Below are 19302 nucleotides of genomic sequence, written 5' to 3'. Positions count from 1 at the left end.
CTACCTCCTGTCCCTCTATCATATAATGAAATCGTTTTTCTGAAAAGGGCAACCCGGCGCAGGAGGCTGTTTTTGAGACTCTTCGAAAAAAAATCCCCCTTCTCGTCAAAAAAGGGGGAACTTTACGCAATTACTGCAAGTAGTAGTAGGAAATTTCGCCCGCCGCCCCGGCCACTTGAAGGACAAAGACCTCCCGAAGGAGCTTTTTTTCTTGGGCATGGACAACTTCGATGCCCTGGTCGGTGACGAGAAACGATGGAACTGCTGAGCCGGAATAGAACTGCTGCCCATACCCCAAACTGCGAATTTTCAGGGACGGAACCAGCGGGAGGCACTTCCAGCGGGAGAGAAATCGACCATAGCCAATGCCGGTGACCCCTTCATCCTCCGCCCCATGGCGAAGAATCTTATAGGTCCCCAGACTGTTTTTCCAGCTGTACCGGATATCGAAGTTTTCCCAATGGTCCTGGTCCTTCACCAGGCCCTGGAGATGGAAGTTATCCACCTCGCCTTTCTCATTGACGATGAACTCTACCCGGCGAAGCACCATATTTTCGTTATTGAGGTTTTCGCGTTCCAAAAGTTTTGGAATCCTCTCTACCCAGTCCACATCCCCGGCGTTTAACCGTTTTGACTCCACCTGGCGCTGGGGTAAAGGTGTTAAGAGGAGAAGGACGAAGAGAAGGATGAGCGGGATACTGATCCGAAGAAGATATTTATACATGCCGGAGTCCCCTTTGTTTGAAGTTGTCGGCCTTCGTTCTTTCAACGGGAGATCATCACCGAAAAAAAGATCGACACCTTAATCTTAGCGCAGATTTCGAAATTTTAAGCCCGAACTTCTTCGGGGTTTTCTCCCCTTTTTTTAGCTGTCGCGGGTTCTTTCGAACATTGAGCGTAAAAAAACTCACCAAAGGATTCCCGGAGGAATCTTTGGTGAGTTATCCGTTTAAGGGATTTAATGACTATTCTTTGATGCTGATGCCGATGCCCAGATCCCGGAGCTGGTTGTCTTCCACCTTGTCCGGAGCTTCGGTCATGGGATCGAAGGCGTTCTGGTTCTTGGGGAACGCTATGACATCCTTGATGTTGTCCGTGCCCGCCAGGAACATGACCAGACGGTCCATGCCGAAGGCCAGGCCGCCATGGGGGGGAGGACCGAACTTGAAGGCTTCCAGGAGGAACCCAAAGCGTGCCCAAGCCTCCTCCTCGGAGAAGCCCAGGAGCGAGAACATTTTCTGCTGCAGCTTTGTATCATGGATTCGGATGCTTCCACCGCCCAGTTCTTCACCATTAAGCACCATGTCGTAGGCTTTGGCCCGAACCCTGCCTGGGTCGGTTTCCAAGAGGTCCAGATCCTCTTCCATGGGGCTGGTGAAGGGATGGTGAAGGGCAACAAAGCGCTTAGCCTCGTCGTCCCACTCCAAGAGCGGGAACTCGGTGACCCAGGCAAAGCGGAATTCCTTGTTTCCTTCGAGAATTCCAGTTTTCTTAGCCAGATCCAGACGAAGGGCGCCCAGGGACTGCAGCACCACTTCATTCTTGTCAGCCACGATGAGGATGAGGTCCCCAGTCTTGGCGTCCATGCGCTGGATGATGGCTGCAATTTCTTCTTCGCTGAGGAACTTGGACAGGGCGGTCTTCACGCCATCCTCCTTCAGCTGAATATAGGCCAGGCCTTTGGCCCGGTAAGTTTTCACAAACTCGCCCAAACGGTCGATGTCCTTTCTGCCCATGGCGGCGCCACCGGTCAAGTTTATGGCTCGAACGCTGCCGGATGCCTCCAGGGCGCTCTTAAAGACCACAAACTCCGTCCCGGAAACCAGGTCGGAAAGGTCGCGGATTTCCATGCCGAAGCGAAGATCCGGTTTGTCGGAACCGTACTTCTCCATGGCTTCCTTATAGGTAATCCGCTGGAAGGGCGTTACCACGGAGTAATCCAGAATGTCCTTGAACACCTTCTGGATGAGCCGCTCATTGAGGTCGATGATGTCCTCCACCCCGATGAAGCTCATTTCGATGTCGATCTGGGTGAACTCCGGCTGCCGGTTGGCTCGAAGATCTTCATCCCGGAAGCATTTGGCAATCTGGAAATATTTGTCAAAACCGGAGACCATGAGGAGCTGCTTGAAGAGCTGGGGGCTCTGGGGCAGCGCGTAGAAGGATCCGGGATAGTTTCGGGAAGGAACCAGATAGTCTCGGGCCCCCTCCGGGGTGCTCTTGGTCAGGATGGGGGTTTCCACTTCCAGGAATCCTTCCTGATCCATGAAGTTCCGCACCGTGATGTAGGCTTTGCTTCGGATCTTCATGATCCGCTGCATGTCCGGACGACGCAGATCCAGATAACGGTACTTCAGCCGGATGTTTTCTGCGGCATCGAGGTTTTCCTTGATGTAGATGGGGGGAGTCTCCGATTCCGAGAGAATCTTCAGCTCCTTGGCAATGAGCTCCACCTGTCCCGTGGGCATGGCCGTGTTCACCGCTTCCCGCTTTTCCACGGTGCCTCGAACCAGAATGCAGTATTCATTGCGCAGCCGGTCAGCCTTCTCGTAAGCCTCCTTGGACGCTTCCTCCCGGAAAACCACCTGCAGAATGCCTTCCCGGTCACGGAGATCGCAGAAGATCAAAGAACCGAGATTTCGCCTTTTGGAGACCCACCCCGTCACCACAATCTCCTGGCCGATGAGAGATTCATTGACCAGCCCTGCCATATGTGTTCGTCGTTCTTGTCCTAACATTTCGCCCATATTCTTCACTCCTACTTCATGCCCGACAGAATTGCCTCTGCCTCGAGCTTCACTTCAATCTGTTCACCGGTGTCCATTTTCTTCAGCGCTGCGGTTTCCCCACGAATTTCGTCTTCGCCCAGGATCATCGTATAGCGGGCGTTGACCTTATTGGCATACTTCAGCTGAGCTTTCAGTTTCTTGTCCATATGGTCGATCTCCACTTTGAGTCCCCGTGCCCGAAGCACATGGGCCATGGCCGCGGCTTTCAGTTCCGCTTCCTCACCCATGGAGGCGATGAAGAGATCAAACCGGGAAGGCTCGGGAATTTCGATGCCCTCATCCTGCATGGAGAGGAGCAGTCTTTCCAGCCCCAGGCCAAATCCCACAGCCGGCATGGCCGGGCCCCCGATCTCCTCAATGAGGTAATCGTAGCGTCCCCCGCCGCAGACGGTGATGTCCTTGTTCACAATCTCGAAGACCGTCTTGGAATAATAATCCAGTCCCCGGACGATGCCTTTATCCACTTCGTACGGGATCCCCATGGCCTGCAGATATTTCTGCAGGGTATCAAAATGCGTGGAACATTCGTCGCAGATGTTGTCCAGGATCAGCGGGGCATCCTTCACGATGACCTTGCAGGATCTTTCCTTGCAGTCCAGAATCCGCATGGGATTTTTGTGGAACCGGTCCTGACAAAGGGGACACAGCTCGTCGTAGTGCGGGGTAAGAAATACCTTGAGCTTGGCATTGTACTCCGCTCGGCAGCCGGGATGACCGATGGAGTTGATCTTCAGGCTCAGGCCCTGGATGCCCAGTTCCTGGAAAGCGCGCATGGCCAGGGAAATGACCTCCGCATCCACGGATGGCTTCGCGGCGCCGAAGACCTCGATGCCGAACTGGTGGTGCTGCCGAAGGCGTCCCTTCTGCACATTCTCATAACGGAAAACCGGGGTGAAATAGTAGAGCTTTGTGGGCTGTGCCTCCGCATAGAGGGAAGCCTCCACAAAGGCACGCACGGCCGGTGCAGTTCCTTCCGCTTTCAGGGTCATGCTTCGTCCGCCTTTGTCCTCAAAGGTGTACATTTCCTTCTGCACCACATCGGTGGTTTCCCCTACGCCCCGCTGAAACAGCTCCGTGCTCTCAAACATGGGGGTGCGGATCTCCCGGAATCCGTACTCTCCTGCGATGGTCCGCAGATGATTTTCAATGTAGTGCCATTTGTATGCCTCCATGGGAAGCATGTCCTTTGTCCCTTTGGGTGCCTGTAAAGCCATGTCCGTCTCCTCCTTATGCGTGAAGAAACTCCAGTTTCTTCCTCATCATTTCCTCAAATCTTTCCGTATAGTCCGGCAGACCCTTGAAGTTGGCCTGCCTTGTGATGACGCCATCCTTTACTTTCTTGGTGATGCCGTCGGCGCCGATGGCGATGATCGTCTTCACCTCTTCAATCATGGTGACGTTATAGAGGTTCTCAAACCCCGGTTTGGCGTAGCCCACATTTTCGTGGTTGCCCACCATGTGCTTCTGCCGATACATGTAGTACGGGAGAAGTCCCATGGCGCGGGCAGTTTCATCAGCCCGACGGTACATGCGGTTCATCTCCTCCTGGGAAGGCAGGGGATACCGCTTTTCCAGGATAAAATCCTCATAAAGACGGGATGCCCGTTTTAACGCCAATCCATGGACCGTGAGACTCTCCGGGGAGAGTTCCTGCACCGCCTTGAGGGTTTCTTCCAGGTCCTCGGGGGTTTCCCCCGGAAGGCCCAGAATCAGGTCCATATTAATATTATCAAAACCCTCTTCCCTTGCCAAACGAAATATTTCACGAACCTTTTGAGCATCATGATTTCGGCCGATGAGGCGCAGGGTGTCGTTTTGCATGGTCTGGGGATTGATGGAAATGCGGGTGGTGCCGTGGGCTTTCATGCTTTTCAGTTTTTCCCGGGAGATGCTGTCCACCCGGCCTGCTTCCACCGTGAACTCCAGCACCTGGCGGCCTTGGAGGAAGTTCTCATGGATGGCGGCCATGACGGTTTCAAACTCGTCATCGCTCACCGCCGTGGGGGTTCCTCCGCCGAAATAGACGTTGTTTACGGACATTCCCTGTTCATCCAGGAATCGTCGGATGGCCTCCATTTCCCTCAGCATGAGGGACAGATACCGGTCCTTGAATCGGTTGCCCGTATACACATTGGAGGTAAAGGAACAGTAAAGGCAACGAGAGGGGCAGAAGGGCATGCCGATATAGATGTCGCAGGAGTTCTCCACCTGAACCTTCTCCAGAAGCTTGGTTTCCTTCAGCGCCACTTCATGGGCCAAGGCCACCTTCTCGGGACGGGTGAAGTGTTCCGCCTGAAGAATCGCCTGGATCTCTTCCAAACCCTTCCCCGATTCCAGAAGCTCCCGGACAATCTTCGATGGCCTCACCCCGATGAGAGTCCCCCAGGGAAGCGCCTTGCCCGTTTTTTCTTCCAGAAGCCGGTAGAGCCGCCGACGAAGATCCTGAAGATCCCGGGGCTTGTAATCGGAAATATGCTCTGCCCCAAAGAATCGGATGCAGAGCTTTCCTTCCTTCACCTGAACCTCAATATCCACGTCCCCTTCTTCCTCTTCCTCCAGATATCGGATCTGGGGATAGAAGAGGTTGATCATATGGTACACATGATACCGCAGATTATTGTCGCTGCGTGCACTGATCATGGCGGGCCTCCTATTTCAGATAGGCATTGAATGCCTTCTCGATGCCCAGGGTGGTCTCCGGACCGTGTCCCGGGTATACCCGGGTCCCTTCGGGCAGCGTCATGAGCTTGTCCTTGATGGAGGAAATGAGCTCGTGAAAATCCCCGCCGTAAAGGTCGGTGCGGCCAATGGAATTTTGAAACAGCACATCCCCCACGAAGAGGTTTCCTTCAATAAGATAGCTGAGACTGCCCTTGCTGTGGCCCGGGGTGGCGTAGATGGTAACCTTTCGGCGACCGAACATCAGCTTGTCCCCCTCCTTCAAAAACCCTTCCGCGGGACGCATCCGGCCAAAGGCCATTTTCCGCTTCTCGATGGCCATCATGTCCTCTTCGGCGATGAACGCCGGGACATGGAAAGCGTCACGCACCGCATCCACGGCGCCCACGTGATCCACATGGCCGTGGGTGAGAAGAATATACTTCAGCTCAGCCCGAAGCTGACGCAGGTAGCCGATGATCTCTTCGGCCTCGTCACCGGGATCAATGAGGATGGTTTCCCGGGTGTCCTCATCCATGAGGATATAGGTATTTTCCTGGTATGGCCCCAGGACAGCTTTCTTAATAATCATAGGTTCTCCTTTTGTCACTAGAAGCCCTTTCGGCTATCGAGAAGAATGGTGACGGGTCCGTCATTGTCGATGCTCACCTTCATCTCGGCCCCGAACTTCCCGGTTTCCACGCGTAAACCGCTCCGCCTTAAGGCTTCCGCCAAGGCTTCATACAAGACTTCTGCTTTTTCTCCTTTGGCCGCTTCCGTGAAGCTGGGCCGTCTTCCCTTCCGGACATCGCCGTAAAGGGTGAACTGGGAAATGAGGAGAATTTCTCCTCCTACGGCATCCAGGGAAAGATTCATCTTTCCCTGGTCATCCTCAAACACCCGAAGGCCTTTAATTTTTTCTTCCATGTACTTCAGGTCCTCCGGGGTGTCGTCCTCCCGAACCCCTAAAAGCACCGTGAATCCTTTACTGATCCGGCCCACGACTTCCCCGCAAACTTCCACGGAAGAAGACGTCACCCGCTGTATTACTGCTCTCATGCTTACTCCTATAGGTTTCCAATGCGGAAGGCATCGATGATGCTGGTGACTTTGCGCATCCGTCGAAGGCATTCTTCCAGAAGGTTGATGTCCTTGATGAGGAGGGACAGATGAAGAAGCACGGTGGCATCCTTCTTGGTCTCCACATTCATGGCGTTGAGGGGGATCTTCATCTCGTTCACCACCGAGATGATATCGGAAACCAGGTTGGGACGGTCCGTGGCCTGAATCTGAATTCGGGCACTGTAAAGCTCCGTGCTCTCCTTCTCCCACTCCACGTCGATGACCCGGTGTTTCTGGTCGTTCTTCAGTTCTTCGATATTGCTGCAGTCTGCCCGGTGAATACTGATTCCTCGGAAGTTCGTGATGAATCCCATAATCTCATCGCCGGGAACGGGGTTGCAGCACTTGGCAAAGCGGACCTGGACATTGTTCATGCCCGAAACGATGACGCCAAAATAGGACTTCTTCTTCGCTTTATCCTTTTTGCGCTGGGCTTCGATCTGTTTTTCGGCTTCCAAGAGGGAAAGCTTGTTGTCCTCGTTGATCTTGGCCTTTTTCTCTTCCTCCAGGGCATCCTTGAGGGCGGTGACCACCGTGGACGGCAGCACCTGGCTGGCCCCCACCACCACGTAGAGATCTTCCATATTGTTGCCGTGGTATCGGCGAATGAGGCGGTCGAGCATTTCGCCTTTGGCAATGTCCGCAAAGTTTCGGTCCTGTTTTTTAGCTTCCCGCTCCAGGAGTTCCTTGCCCCGCTGGATGTTCTCCTCCCGCTTTTCCTTCTTGAACCAGGCTTTAATCTTCGTCTTGGCCTGATTGGAAGTGGCGATGTTCAGCCAGTCGATATTCGGACCCTTGGGCTTCGATGAGGTGACAATTTCGATGATTTCCCCCGTGGCCAGCTTATAGTCCAGGGTGACCATATTGCCGTTGACCTTGGCGCCAATGGTGCGGTTTCCCACATCCGTATGAATCCGATAGGCAAAGTCGATGGGGGTAGCGCCGTGGGGAAGATTGATGACTTCTCCCTTGGGGGTGAAGACGAAGATCTCATCTCCGAAAAGATCGATCTTGAAGGCCTCCATGAACTCCTCCGCATCGGAGGTTTCCTTCTGCCATTCCAGCATATCCCGAACCCAGACCAGTTTTTGGTCCATGGAATCCCGGGGAGCTTCTTTGGAGGATCCGGATTCTTTGTATTTCCAGTGGGCGGCAATACCATACTCCGCCACCCGGTGCATTTCGTAGGTGCGGATCTGGATCTCGAAGGGCTTGCCCTGGGGCCCGATGACCGTGGTATGAAGACTCTGGTACATATTGGGCTTGGGCATGGCAATATAGTCCTTAAAGCGTCCGGGAATGGGCTTGTAGATGGTATGGACGATGCCCAGGGCGGCGTAGCAGTCCTTGATGCTGTCCACCAGAACCCGGATGGCCGTGAGGTCGAAGATCTGGTCGATATTTTTATTCTGCGCCATCATCTTCTTGTAGATGGAGTAGAAGTGCTTGGGCCGGCCGTCGATGTCGCATTCGATGTTGGCATTCTGGAGTTTCTCCACAATGTCTTCCATGATCTTGGCGATGTAGGCTTCCCGTTCCTTGCGCTTCTCGGCGATCTGATTGACTAAGTCGTAATACTCCGTGGGATACATGTAACGGAAGGCCAGATCCTCCAGCTCCCATTTGATCTTGAACATCCCCAGCCGATGGGCCAAAGGAGCATAGATGTCAAAGGTTTCCTTGGACTTCTCCTTCTGCTTTTCCGGCGGCATATAGCGCAGGGTCCGCATATTGTGAAGGCGGTCCGCCAGCTTGATGAGGATCACCCGGATATCCTTGGCCATGGCCAGAAGCATTTTGCGCACATTGTCCGCCTGCTCCTCTTCCTTGGACTTATACTTGATTTTTCCCAGCTTGGTGACGCCGTCCACCAGTTCCGCAATTTCCGGACTGAAGAGCTTGGCGATTTCTTCCTCCGTATAGGTGGTGTCTTCCACGACATCATGAAGAAGCCCGGCAACGACGGTATTGGTGTCCATTCCCATGTCCACCAGAATCGACGCCACTTCCACGGGGTGAGTCACATAGGGCTCCCCGGAAATGCGCCGTTGGTCCCCATGGGCTTCCGCCGCCAGGTTATAGGCCTTGATCACCAATTCCTTGTTGATGTGGCCCGACTTATCGATTTTCTTCATCAAGTCGTACAGCATGTTCCATTCCTCATTTCTGCAGGTTCAGTATTCCACGAAATAGAAGATAAGCTGGTTGATCAACCAGCCTTTTGTTGTTCATTATATTCATTTGAAGGAGACTTGTCTAGAGATCATAGGTGATGAGCGATTCCACCTTGTAGCCGTCCAGCTTGTCGCGGCCATGGAGCTCGGTGAGTTCAATGATGAAGTCCACGGAAACCACTTCTCCTCCTGCCAGTTCGATGAGCTTGGCGCAGGCGGAGATGGTTCCACCAGTGGCTAGAAGGTCGTCCACCAGGGCGACGCGGGCCCCCTTGGGGAAGGCATTCTTGTGCACTTCCAGGGTATCCTGGCCGTACTCCAGATCATAGGTGATGGTGACAGTTTCCTGGGGAAGCTTACCCTTCTTGCGGATGGGAATGAAGCCCACCCCCAGGGCATAGGCCAGGGGAACCCCAAAGATGAAGCCGCGGGCTTCCGGTCCGGCGATGTAGTCCACGCCCTGTCCCCGAAGCTTGGCCGCCATTTCGTCGATGAGGGTCTTGAAGGCCTCTCCATCGCCGATGAGCGGGGTAATATCCTTAAAGCTGATTCCCTCCTTGGGGAATCCTTCGATGATGGCAATCTTGTCTCTAAAATTCATAATAACCTCCACTAGGGTTCGTTTATCTGCTCTTGATCAGGTACTTGGCAATTTGTTCCGCCCGGTTCATGTCTTCTGTGGTTAACAGCTCGATGATAATTCGCGAGTTGTCCACCATGGATCCGGGATTGTCTCTGGGGGTAAGCAGGTTTCGCAGTCCCGCCTCATCACAGGAATTCAGTTTTTTCAGGGACCGGATTCCATAATTGTTGGAGACATGGAGGCGATTCAGCCCCATGCTGAGGACCTCATCCCGGGAGACATCCGTCTCTTCCGAGCCCAAATAGACGAGATCAATGTAGCGGTAAATGTTTCGGGTGTCATAATTGATGGACAGTTCCTTGGAGAAGGTGAAAACATTCTTGAGAATCGTGTCCCCTTCCACCGAAAAAGCGTACTCCATGGTATGGTCGCCATGACCGATGGAGACCAGGTCCGTCTCCCCGTCGTCCAAAGTTTCCCGGACACTGCGGGTGAACCCTTCATTGAGGGACACCATGACCCCCGGGGTGAAAAAATCCAGATGGGTTCGGGCATCGGCGATGAAATTTTCCCGGCTGCCCCCTTGAGGAACGAGGAAATAATCAAAGTCCGCATTGAAGTATCGGAGCACAAGAATAAGAATCGCGATGCTGCAGATGCCTTCCCGATTTCCTTTGCCGTAAATGAGGATCTTCTCCCGGTCATTCACCGCTTTCATGATTCTTAAAATTGCTTTATGGGTATACTTCTGGGAAACCGTTGAATCGACTCCCCGCTGCAGTGACCTTAAGTATGTGTAAACCATATCCATCCCTCATCCTTAAAACAATCTCATTATAATACATTTCCGCTCAAGCTACAATTGAATGGAGGAATATTGCGGAAGCGCTGAAAAAAAGGGCCGCATGGCGCGGCCCAGGGTTGCTGTCAAAAGACTTCAGTCTGCCCTTACTTTTTTGCAGCTGATCGTTTCTCCAACATGATCCAGAACGGTCCAGCAATGAAGAAGGTGGAAAGTCCGCCCACGAAAACGCCCACGGAAATGGGGAGGGCAAAGTCGCGGATCTGGGGAACAAACACCGCCACAGATACGATGGTGAACAGCGTGGTGGCCAGAGTGCCCACGGAGCGCATGAGGGACTGGTTCATGGACAGATTGACCAGTTCCTTGGTTTCCATCCCCGGATGCGCCAGCTTGTTCTCGCGGACACGGTCGAAGACCACGATGGTGTCATTGATGGAGTAGCCCAGAATAGTCAGAATGGCCGCGATGAACGGGGTATTGACCAGAATCTGGAAGATGGCGTAAATGGCCACCAGGAAGAAAATGTCGTGGACCAGGGACGCAATGGCCGCAAATCCGTAGTTCTTCTTGAAGCGCAGGGAAATGTAGACCAGCATGAAGGCCGCGGCAATGATTACGGCTTTCACGCCGTTCTGGGTCAGCTCCTTGCCCACGGAGGCGCCGATTTCATCCAGGGAAATGACCGCCTTGTCATCCAGGGTATACTTTGCCTGGATGGCTTTCACCACTTCACCCATGGTTTCAGTGGTCAGAGCCTGGCTGCGCACTTCGATTTGGGTCTCATCGATTTTCTGGGTCAGGGCCTTCCCATCAAAGGGCTTGATGATTCCGTCCATGACTTCCTTGTCGTAGGCACTGCCCACTTCCATAACCAGACGGGTACCGCCGGCAAAATCCAGACCCAGGTTCATGCCCTTGGTGACGCCGAAGAAAATACCCAGGGCAAGCACTGCTGCCGCCACGATGGTCCAGGTTTTGGCTCCCTTGATGAAGTCGAAGTTCGTAACTTTCTTCGTGGTGGACGTGACGCCGAAGTCCTTGGCTTCCTTCAGGAAGCCCATGTTAACACCCAGCCAGATGAGCTGTTTTGTGATGACGAGGGCAGAGAACATGGAGATGACGATACCGATCATCAGGGTCAGGGCAAAGCCCTTCACCGATCCGGTTCCCAGGAAATAGAGCACCAGTCCGGCGATGATGGTGGTGATATTGGCATCGAGAATGGAACTCATGGCATTGTGGAAACCAGCCTCGATGGCTTTATGAAGGTTCCGCTGGGACTTGAGCTCCTCGCGGATTCGTTCGAAAATCAGGATGTTGGCATCCACGGCCATACCCACGGTGAGCAGGAAGCCGGCGATTCCGGAGAGGGACAAGGTGGCATCGATTCCGTAGAAGACGAAAAGCAGCAGCCAGCAGTAGAAGCCCAGGGCCACGGAAGCCAGGAAACCTGGTTTACGGTAGCGGAGGAGCATATAGGCCACAATGAAGGCCAGGCCCACAAAGGCTGCAATCTTCACATTAGCCATGACACCAGCACCCAGGCTGGGTCCCACGGTCTGTACCTGAACGGCCTTGACCGGATAAGGCAGAGCTCCGGAGTTGATGATTCCGGCGAGGAACTGGGCTTCTTCCACAGAGCCGATGCCGGAAATGACGGCTTCTCCGCCGGAAATGGCTTCATTCACCCGGGGAGCAGAAATTTCCTCATCATCCATGTTGATGGAGATGGATTTTCCAATGAGGTTCTCTGTGGCTGTCTTGAACTTCTCCGTGCCCGAGGCATTGAGCTTCAGGGAAACTACAGGCTGACTCTGGGCATCGATCATAGCCGCGGCGGATGTGACATCACTGCCGCTGAGGATGACCTTTCCATCGGGATCCTTGAAGGTCAGATTTCCCGTGGTCTGCAGGTTCTTGACAATTTCACTGGAGTTGAAGACACCAGGAATGTCGATGCGGACACGATCCGTGCCCTCGGTGGTGGTGACGGTCTCACTGACGCCGATCTTGTTCACGCGAAGATCCAAAAGGCTCTTCATGGAGTTCAGATCTTCCGCGGTGACTTTGTCCGACTGAATTTCCATGACGACGGAAACGCCACCCTGGAGATCCAGTCCCCGCTTAATGACTTCCCCGAAGGACTTGACCCGGTAGTCGCCCACATGGAGCCCCTCGATGCCGGAATAACCTAAAAAGGCCAATAATAAAAGGATGATGACGAAGATCGTCAGATTGCTTTTTTTCTTCATGTCGTGTACCTCCGATTTGTCTTTCATTGTCGCGCATACCCTGCAGCCAGGGGGTCCGCTGTGGCCCTAAAAATAGGGCAGAGCCCATGCACTGCCCTATTTCTTCATCCTACCTCGTGTCTGTGATTATTCGGTGACATCCTCCGACGCATTCACGCTGGCCACCGCTCCCCGAATAAAGGTGAGACGGGTTCGGTCCGGTCCGGACTCCACGGTGATGCTCACATCATCCATGGCCACGATGCGCCCCACAAGACCGCCTCTGGTGGTAATCTGATCGTTGACTTTCAATTCGTTGACCATTTTGCTGAATGCTGCCCTTCTCTTCTTTTCCGGAAGGAACAACATAAAATACATCAGTCCCAGCATCGCTGCGATGGGTAATACCTGTCCTGCGAGTTCTCCCATTCTTTCTGCCTCCAATCATTAATATCTACATTATAATGAATTATCTATGAATTATAAAGATATTTTCTCTTATCCCCAAGGTTTATTCCAAAAGAGCCCCTGCAGGGACTTCCTCCTGACCCCGTGCCCAGTCTTTCAGTTTCTGGGCCTTGAACTCCGCAAAGCGGTCTTCATCGATGGCCAGCCGGATATCCGCCATGAGCTTGTTGTAGAAATGGAGATTATGGAGCACGCAGAGCCGCATGGCCAGCATTTCCTTGGCTTTGAACAGATGACGGATATAGCTGCGGGTGTAGCTTCGGCACGCGGGACAGGTGCAGCCTTCATCCAGGGGCTTCTCATCAAACTCGAAGCGCTTGTTGTTCATGTTGATTTTTCCCCGTTCCGTGAAAACATGGCCATGGCGTCCGTTTCGGGCGGGTAAAACACAGTCAAAGAAGTCCACGCCTCGCTCCACCGCTTCCAGAATGTTCTCCGGCGTCCCCACGCCCATGAGATAGATGGGCTTGTCCTGGGGCAGATGGGGAACGACCACATCAAGAATCCGGTACATTTCCTCATGGGACTCTCCCACGGCTAAGCCGCCGATGGCGTAGCCATCCAGATCCATTTTGGAAATTTCCTCCGCATGGGCAATGCGGATATCCTCGTAGGTGCCGCCCTGGTTAATGCCAAAGAGCATCTGCTTTTTGTTGATGGTGGTTTCCTTGGCGTTGAGGCGGTCCAGTTCATGCTTGCAGCGGACCAGCCAGCGAGTGGTCCGTTCCACGGACTTTTCCACATACTTTCGTTCCGCCGGCAGCTCGATGCATTCATCAAAGGCCATGGCGATGGTGGAGGCCAGATGGCTCTGAATCCGCATGGATTCCTCCGGCCCCATGAAAATGGAGCTTCCATCGATATGGGAGTTGAAGTAGACCCCCTCTTCCTTGATTTTTCGGATTTTTGCCAGGGAAAACACCTGGAAACCGCCCGAATCCGTGAGAATGGGCCGGTCCCAGTTCATGAACTTATGGAGTCCTCCCATCTTGGCCACCAGCTTGTCTCCGGGGCGAAGATGAAGATGATAGGTGTTGGACAGTTCCACCTGACAGCCGATCTCCTTGAGATCCATGGAGGAAACGGCGCCTTTAATCACCGCCAGGGTCCCCACATTCATGAAGACCGGGGTTTCAATGGTGCCGTGGGGGGTGACAAACCGTCCCCGACGGGCTTTATTTTCTCTTTTCAGTAAAGTATACATATTATTCGTTAATGAACATGGAATCGCCGAAACTGAAGAAACGGTATTTTTCCCGCACCGCCGTTTCATAGGCGTCCATGACATTCTCCTTTCCCGCCAGTGCAGACACCAGCATAATTAATGTGGACTCCGGTAAATGGAAGTTGGTGATGAGCCCGTCGATGCATTTAAATCGGTAGCCCGGATAAATGAAGATCTTGGTATACCCCGACTGCTCCTTCACTCGTCCGTCTTCCTCCGCAATGGTTTCCAGGGTCCGCGTGGACGTGGTGCCCACGGAGATGATCCTTCTCCCCTCGGCCTTGGCTCGGTTAATGATCTCGGCGTTGGCCTGATCCAGGGTATAGTACTCTGAATGCATATCATGCTCCTCCACGGAGGTGACCTTCACCGGACGGAACGTTCCCAGTCCCACATGGAGGGTGAGATACGCGATCTCCACGCCCATGGCCTGAAGCTTTGTTAGCAGCTCTTTGGTAAAGTGAAGCCCTGCCGTGGGGGCAGCGGCTGAGCCCTGCTCTCTCGAGTATACGGTCTGATAGCGCTCCTTGTCCTCCAGCTTTTCCTTGATGTAGGGGGGCAGGGGCATTTCCCCCAGCCGATCCAGGATCTCCTCAAAGACGCCCTCATGGAAAAACTTCACGATGCGGTTGCCGTTTTCCAGCACTTCCACCACCTCAGCCTGGAGAATGCCTTCCCCAAAGGTGAACCTGGCCCCTACCCGAGCCCGTTTTCCAGGTTTGGCCAGACACTCGTAGGTGTCAATGTTTTTCCGGTTCAGAAGGAGAAACTCGATCTTTCCTTCGGTTTCCTCCCGAAGGCCCAAGAGTCTTGCGGGCATGACCCGGGTGTCGTTGAGCACCAGGACATCCCCAGCGCGCAGATACTCCGGCAGGTCATAAAAGTGTTTATGTTCAATGGTTCCGGTGCTTTTACTCAGGACCAGAAGCCGGCTGCTGGACCGGTCCTCCAGGGGATGCTGGGCAATGAGCTCCGCAGGCAGGTCAAAATAAAAATCTTCTACTCTCAATGGTCTTCCTCATTTCCTTTAAATGCGGAGAGCTGGCTGCCCTCCGATGAATCCCGGGATACACCCAGGTGGTGATATGCTCGGTCCGTGGCCACACGGCCCCGGGGTGTTCGCATGATGAAGCCCTTCTGCAGGAGGTATGGCTCGTAGACATCCACGATGGTGTCCAGCTCCTCTCCAATGAAGAAGGATAACGTCTCCGCCCCCACGGGTCCCCCCTTGAAATGGTGGACAATGGCCTCCAGAATTTTGCGGTCGATGCGGTCAAAGCCCTCATCGTCCACGTCCAGGCGCTTTAAGGCTTCCATGGCCGTTTCTTCGTCGATGATGCTTTTTCCCTTCACCTGGGCAAAATCCCGGACCCGTTTCAGGAGACGGTTGGCAATTCGGGGCGTTCCGCGGCTTCTTCGGGCAATGCAGTATGCCCCGTCCTCGGAAATCTCAAAGTGGAGAATGCCCGCGCTGCGCACGATGATCTCCTTCAGCTCTTCATCGGTGTAATACTCCATGGAGAGCTGCACCCCAAAGCGATCCCGCAAAGGGGAAGTGAGAAGGCCGATTCTTGTGGTGGCCCCAATGAGGGTGAACCGGGAAAGATCCAGACGAATGGATTTTGCTTGTCCGCCTTTTCCGATGACGATATCCAGGGAATAATCCTCCATGGCGGGATAGAGTATCTCCTCCACCGTGCGGGACAGCCGATGAATTTCGTCGATGAACAGCACATCCCGATCATTGAGACTGGTGAGAATCGATGCCAGATCCCCCGCCCGTTCGATGGCCGGACCGGAGGTGATCTTCAGGCTTCCGCCCATTTCCGTGGCGATGATATTGGCCAGGGTGGTTTTACCCAGCCCCGGGGGGCCATGGAGAATCACGTGATCCAGGGACTCCTCCCGGAGCTTTGCCGCCTGGATAAACACCTTCAAGTTGTCCTTCACCTTTTCCTGGCCGATATATTCACTTATTCTTGCCGGTCGCAGCGAGTATTCGCTGGTCACGTCTTCCTCGGTGAATGCCGAAGTGATCAGTCTGTCATCCATGGTTTATCCCTCAATTCATCAGGTACCGGAGGGCATCCTTGATGATCCCTTCGATGCTCTGGTTTTCCTCAATGTTCTTCAGCGCTGCCTTGGCTTCCCGCTCGGAATAGCCAAGCGAAATCAGCGCAGCCAATGCTTCCACACTGCTGTTTTCTTCCGCCGACTGCTTCTCTGTGAGGCTGGCCGCCAGGGACGGGTTCTCCACGCGGAGTTTTCCCTTCAGTTCAAGGATGAGCCGCTGGGCGATCTTCTTTCCGATGCCCGGAGCCTTCATGAGAAGAGCCTCATCCCCTTCGATGATGGCAAACTTCAGCTTATCCGGAGAACTGGCCGAGAGCAGCGACAGGGCCGCTTTGGCTCCCACCCCGTTAATGGTGATCAAGACGAGAAACAGATCCAGCTCCTCCCGAGACGTGAAGCCGTAAAGCCCCACAAAATCCTCCCGGATGATCTGGGTGAGATAAAGGACCGTTTCCTGGCCCATGGCGGGCATCTGCGCCATGGTATGGCCTGAACTGTAGATCTTGTAGCCAATCCCGTGATTTTCGATGGTGACATAGTCCTTAAAAATGCCCTGGTATGTCCCTCGGATATAATCGTACATTTCAAACCCCCTCCAATGTTTCCCATCTATCTTAACATGTTTACCCCCAATTTTGAAACAGGAGTTTGCACAGCAAAAAACCGGTGAAAAAATCACCGGTCTTGCGATACTTATTTCTTGTCATGGGTAGAATCTTCATCATAGTCCACATCCACCACATCATGTTTCTGCTGGAAAAAGGACTCGTCCCGAACACTCTTTACCTGATGATCCATGGTCTCGTGGATTCCCGAATCGGACTTTGGCGTATAAACTCCGCTGTCTTCCCTTTTCTCCGAAGTTCTTCCGGAAAACATCGGTCGGATGAGGCTCCGGTAAAAGTACCAGATCATTCCGACCAAGAGGATGTAGGGCAGGAGGGATATGGCCAAGCTGAGAACCAGGATCACCACGACAGTGAATACCAGGGTTCCGATCAAGCTGCGTCCATTCATCATTTCATCTTCTCCGTTCATTGATTGATGAAACTACTCTACCAGAAAAAGATTAAATGAGGATTAAACCGTTATGCCAGCTTGGAAAGCTCCACGGCAATCTTGGCGGCCAGTTCGGCGTTGCTGTAAACCAGCTGAATGTTGGCTTCCAGAGAATCGCCTCCGGTGATTTCCTTCACCTTAGCCAGGAGGAAGGGGGTTGTCTCCTTGCCCTTGATGCCCTGGGCGTTGGCTTCTTCCACGGCCTTCTCGATGACGCCGCTGATGAAGTCAGCATCCATGGAGTACGCTTCCGGGATGGGGTTGGCGATGAGGGCTCCGCCCTTCAGACCCAGATCCCACTTGGTCTTTAGCACCTTAGCGAATTCTTCAGGAGTGTCGATGCGATAGTCCACTTTATATCCGCTCTTGCGGCTGTAGAACGCCGGAAGCTCGTCGGTGCCGTTGCCCAGTACAGGCACGCCCTTGGTCTCCAGATATTCCAGGGTAAGACCGATGTCCAGGATGGACTTGGCTCCAGCACAGATGACGGCTACACCGGTGGAAGAAAGCTCTTCCAGGTCTGCAGAAATGTCCATGGAGGTCTCGGCTCCGCGATGGACGCCGCCGATTCCGCCGGTGGCGAAGATCTTGATTCCGGCCAGGTCCGCGATGATCATCGTGGAAGCCACGGTGGTGGCGCCGTCTTTCTTGTTGGCTACAATGTAGGGAATATCTCTGCGGGATACCTTGGCGATGTCCGGGGCTTTCCCCATGTGGTCAATTTCCTCGGGGCTGAGACCGGCAATGAGTCTTCCGCCGATGATTCCGATGGTGGCCGGCACTGCGCCGTGATTTCGGATGATCTCCTCCACCTTCAGGGCTGTTTCCACATTCTTGGGATAAGGCATCCCGTGGGAAATTATGGTAGACTCCAGAGCCACCACCGGCTGACCAGCCTTCAGGGCCTCTTCCACTTCTTTGCTCATGTACAGATAGGGTTTTAACATGACGTTACCTCCAGATTTTTAATTATTTTTTGGATGTTCGCAGTACTCATTTCTTTATTGATGGTGTCGTAGGAATCCATGGCTAAGAGGGATGCCCCCATGGAAAAGATAAGCTTGTCCCGGATTTCCATTCCCTCGAGATTGGCATAGACCAAAGCGGCTTGGAACGCATCTCCAGCCCCGGTGGCGTTTTTGGGAATCACCTTCTCCGCTTTCAGGATTCCGGTGCTCTTCCCGTCGCTGTAATAAACGCCCTCTTCCCCCAGGGTGATGATGACATTGCGGACACCCTCCCGGTGAAAATAGGTCGCTGCCTGATCCAGATCGCCCCGGCCCGTGATCTTGATGCCGGAAAGGGCTTCAGCCTCCAGCCGGTTGGGCTTGATCGTATGGAACTTGCCGATGATTTTTTTTGCCCGAAGGGCTTTCGTATGGGAGACGGTATCCAGATAGAGATCATTGTCCTGAAAAAGATTGACCCCAAAGGTCAGGACTTTTTCTTCCAAATTGGTGTCAAAGACGATGGCCTGGCTTTTGGAAATAATCCCCTGGTTGTCCTCCAGGTATTTTTCATCCAGCCGGGAAAAAATGTCCATGGAGGCGATGGCCACGTCCATGTCATTTTCGCCGTTGAGAATGGCCAGATAGGTTCCCGTGCCCAAATCATTGATTTTCAGCACGTGGCTCATATCGATGCCGGTCTTCAGGGAATCCTGAATAATCTTGTCTCCATAAATGTCATTGCCGACCACGGTAAAAAGCTTCGTGTTCACGCCCAGCCGTGCAAGATTTTCCGCAATGTTGCGCCCCACTCCGCCCAGGGACAGGGAGACCTGTCCGGGGTTTGAATCCCCTCTTCGCAGGGTGGTGAAGGGGTACCCCATGATATCCATGTTGGCGCCGCCGATGACCGATACATGATCCCGCTCATCCACCACGTAACCGCGGCCTCGGATGATTCCCTTTTTGATCAGATTGGTGATGTGCACCGCCACGGAAGAACGCGTGATGCTCAGCGCATCGGCAATCTCCTGCTGCGAAACAAAGGGATTTTCGCGGATGATGGCGATGATTTCCTGTTCTCGTTGGGTAATGATCCTCACCTCCAATTAAGCTTTAGTTTATTCCCTAAACTTATATTTAGATTTTACTGCACAGATTCACCTTT

The 19302-nt window shown here is 53.5% G+C and carries 18 protein-coding genes; all 18 read right to left on the bottom strand.

Translation table 11 applies throughout. The annotated features are described in order from the left end of the window. Window positions 1-130: 130 nt before the first annotated feature. Window positions 131-724 carry a hypothetical protein gene (locus KCG48_RS03470; RefSeq protein WP_211799914.1) on the bottom strand — a complete coding sequence of 198 codons (594 nt, stop codon included), beginning with the start codon at window positions 722-724 and terminating at the stop codon, window positions 131-133. A 241-nt stretch (window positions 725-965) separates the two neighbouring features. Continuing rightward, window positions 966-2747: an aspartate--tRNA ligase gene (aspS, locus tag KCG48_RS03465; RefSeq protein ID WP_211799913.1), complete on the bottom strand. Its 1782-nt coding sequence runs from the start codon at window positions 2745-2747 to the stop codon at window positions 966-968. 11 nt (window positions 2748-2758) lie between these two features. Further along, window positions 2759-4003 (bottom strand): histidine--tRNA ligase, encoded by a 1245-nt coding sequence (gene hisS, locus KCG48_RS03460; protein ID WP_211799912.1) that lies wholly within the window; start codon window positions 4001-4003, stop codon window positions 2759-2761. Between the two features lie 13 nt (window positions 4004-4016). Beyond that, the gene (gene hemZ, locus KCG48_RS03455; RefSeq protein WP_211799911.1) at window positions 4017-5429 is read right to left on the bottom strand and encodes a coproporphyrinogen dehydrogenase HemZ; all 1413 of its coding nucleotides are present in this window, start codon (window positions 5427-5429) and stop codon (window positions 4017-4019) included. Window positions 5430-5439: 10 nt separating this feature from the next. After that, complete coding sequence (locus tag KCG48_RS03450) at window positions 5440-6039, bottom strand: MBL fold metallo-hydrolase (protein WP_211799910.1); 600 nt, start codon at window positions 6037-6039, stop codon at window positions 5440-5442. A 17-nt stretch (window positions 6040-6056) separates the two neighbouring features. Beyond that, window positions 6057-6506, bottom strand: a complete 450-nt coding sequence (gene dtd, locus KCG48_RS03445; protein ID WP_211799909.1) for a D-aminoacyl-tRNA deacylase — start codon at window positions 6504-6506, stop codon at window positions 6057-6059. A gap of 8 nt (window positions 6507-6514) precedes the next feature. Next, on the bottom strand, window positions 6515-8719 hold the full coding sequence (locus KCG48_RS03440; RefSeq protein WP_211799908.1) for a RelA/SpoT family protein: 2205 nt from the start codon (window positions 8717-8719) through the stop codon (window positions 6515-6517). Window positions 8720-8825: 106 nt separating this feature from the next. After that, complete coding sequence (locus KCG48_RS03435) at window positions 8826-9344, bottom strand: adenine phosphoribosyltransferase (RefSeq protein ID WP_211799907.1); 519 nt, start codon at window positions 9342-9344, stop codon at window positions 8826-8828. 22 nt (window positions 9345-9366) lie between these two features. Continuing rightward, window positions 9367-10131, bottom strand: a complete 765-nt coding sequence (locus KCG48_RS03430; RefSeq protein ID WP_211799906.1) for a single-stranded-DNA-specific exonuclease RecJ family protein — start codon at window positions 10129-10131, stop codon at window positions 9367-9369. Between the two features lie 143 nt (window positions 10132-10274). Beyond that, window positions 10275-12383 carry a protein translocase subunit SecD gene (gene secD, locus KCG48_RS03425; RefSeq protein ID WP_211799905.1) on the bottom strand — a complete coding sequence of 703 codons (2109 nt, stop codon included), beginning with the start codon at window positions 12381-12383 and terminating at the stop codon, window positions 10275-10277. 126 nt (window positions 12384-12509) lie between these two features. Then, window positions 12510-12791 carry a preprotein translocase subunit YajC gene (yajC, locus tag KCG48_RS03420; RefSeq protein ID WP_211799904.1) on the bottom strand — a complete coding sequence of 94 codons (282 nt, stop codon included), beginning with the start codon at window positions 12789-12791 and terminating at the stop codon, window positions 12510-12512. 82 nt (window positions 12792-12873) lie between these two features. Continuing rightward, a complete protein-coding gene (gene tgt, locus KCG48_RS03415) occupies window positions 12874-14034 on the bottom strand; it encodes a tRNA guanosine(34) transglycosylase Tgt (RefSeq protein ID WP_211799903.1) in 1161 nt (386 codons plus the stop codon). Between the two features lies 1 nt (window position 14035). Beyond that, window positions 14036-15064: a tRNA preQ1(34) S-adenosylmethionine ribosyltransferase-isomerase QueA gene (gene queA / locus KCG48_RS03410; protein ID WP_211799902.1), complete on the bottom strand. Its 1029-nt coding sequence runs from the start codon at window positions 15062-15064 to the stop codon at window positions 14036-14038. Beyond that, window positions 15061-16107 carry a Holliday junction branch migration DNA helicase RuvB gene (ruvB, locus tag KCG48_RS03405; protein WP_211799901.1) on the bottom strand — a complete coding sequence of 349 codons (1047 nt, stop codon included), beginning with the start codon at window positions 16105-16107 and terminating at the stop codon, window positions 15061-15063. The genes queA and ruvB overlap by 4 nt, the downstream gene beginning before the upstream one ends. Window positions 16108-16117: 10 nt before the next feature. Next, window positions 16118-16711 (bottom strand): Holliday junction branch migration protein RuvA, encoded by a 594-nt coding sequence (ruvA, locus tag KCG48_RS03400; protein WP_211799900.1) that lies wholly within the window; start codon window positions 16709-16711, stop codon window positions 16118-16120. 110 nt (window positions 16712-16821) lie between these two features. Further along, window positions 16822-17166 carry a hypothetical protein gene (locus tag KCG48_RS03395; RefSeq protein WP_211799899.1) on the bottom strand — a complete coding sequence of 115 codons (345 nt, stop codon included), beginning with the start codon at window positions 17164-17166 and terminating at the stop codon, window positions 16822-16824. A gap of 50 nt (window positions 17167-17216) precedes the next feature. Next, a complete protein-coding gene (locus tag KCG48_RS03390; RefSeq protein ID WP_211799898.1) occupies window positions 17217-18134 on the bottom strand; it encodes a pseudouridine-5'-phosphate glycosidase in 918 nt (305 codons plus the stop codon). Then, window positions 18128-19237 carry a PfkB family carbohydrate kinase gene (locus KCG48_RS03385; protein WP_331000367.1) on the bottom strand — a complete coding sequence of 370 codons (1110 nt, stop codon included), beginning with the start codon at window positions 19235-19237 and terminating at the stop codon, window positions 18128-18130. The genes KCG48_RS03390 and KCG48_RS03385 overlap by 7 nt, the downstream gene beginning before the upstream one ends. Window positions 19238-19302 lie beyond the last annotated feature (65 nt).

This window comes from Proteiniclasticum sediminis, from assembly GCF_018128025.1.
Lineage (GTDB): Bacteria > Bacillota > Clostridia > Clostridiales > Clostridiaceae > Proteiniclasticum > Proteiniclasticum sediminis.
Note: the sequence above shows the minus strand (reverse complement) of the source record. Positions and strands in the feature narration are given on the sequence as shown.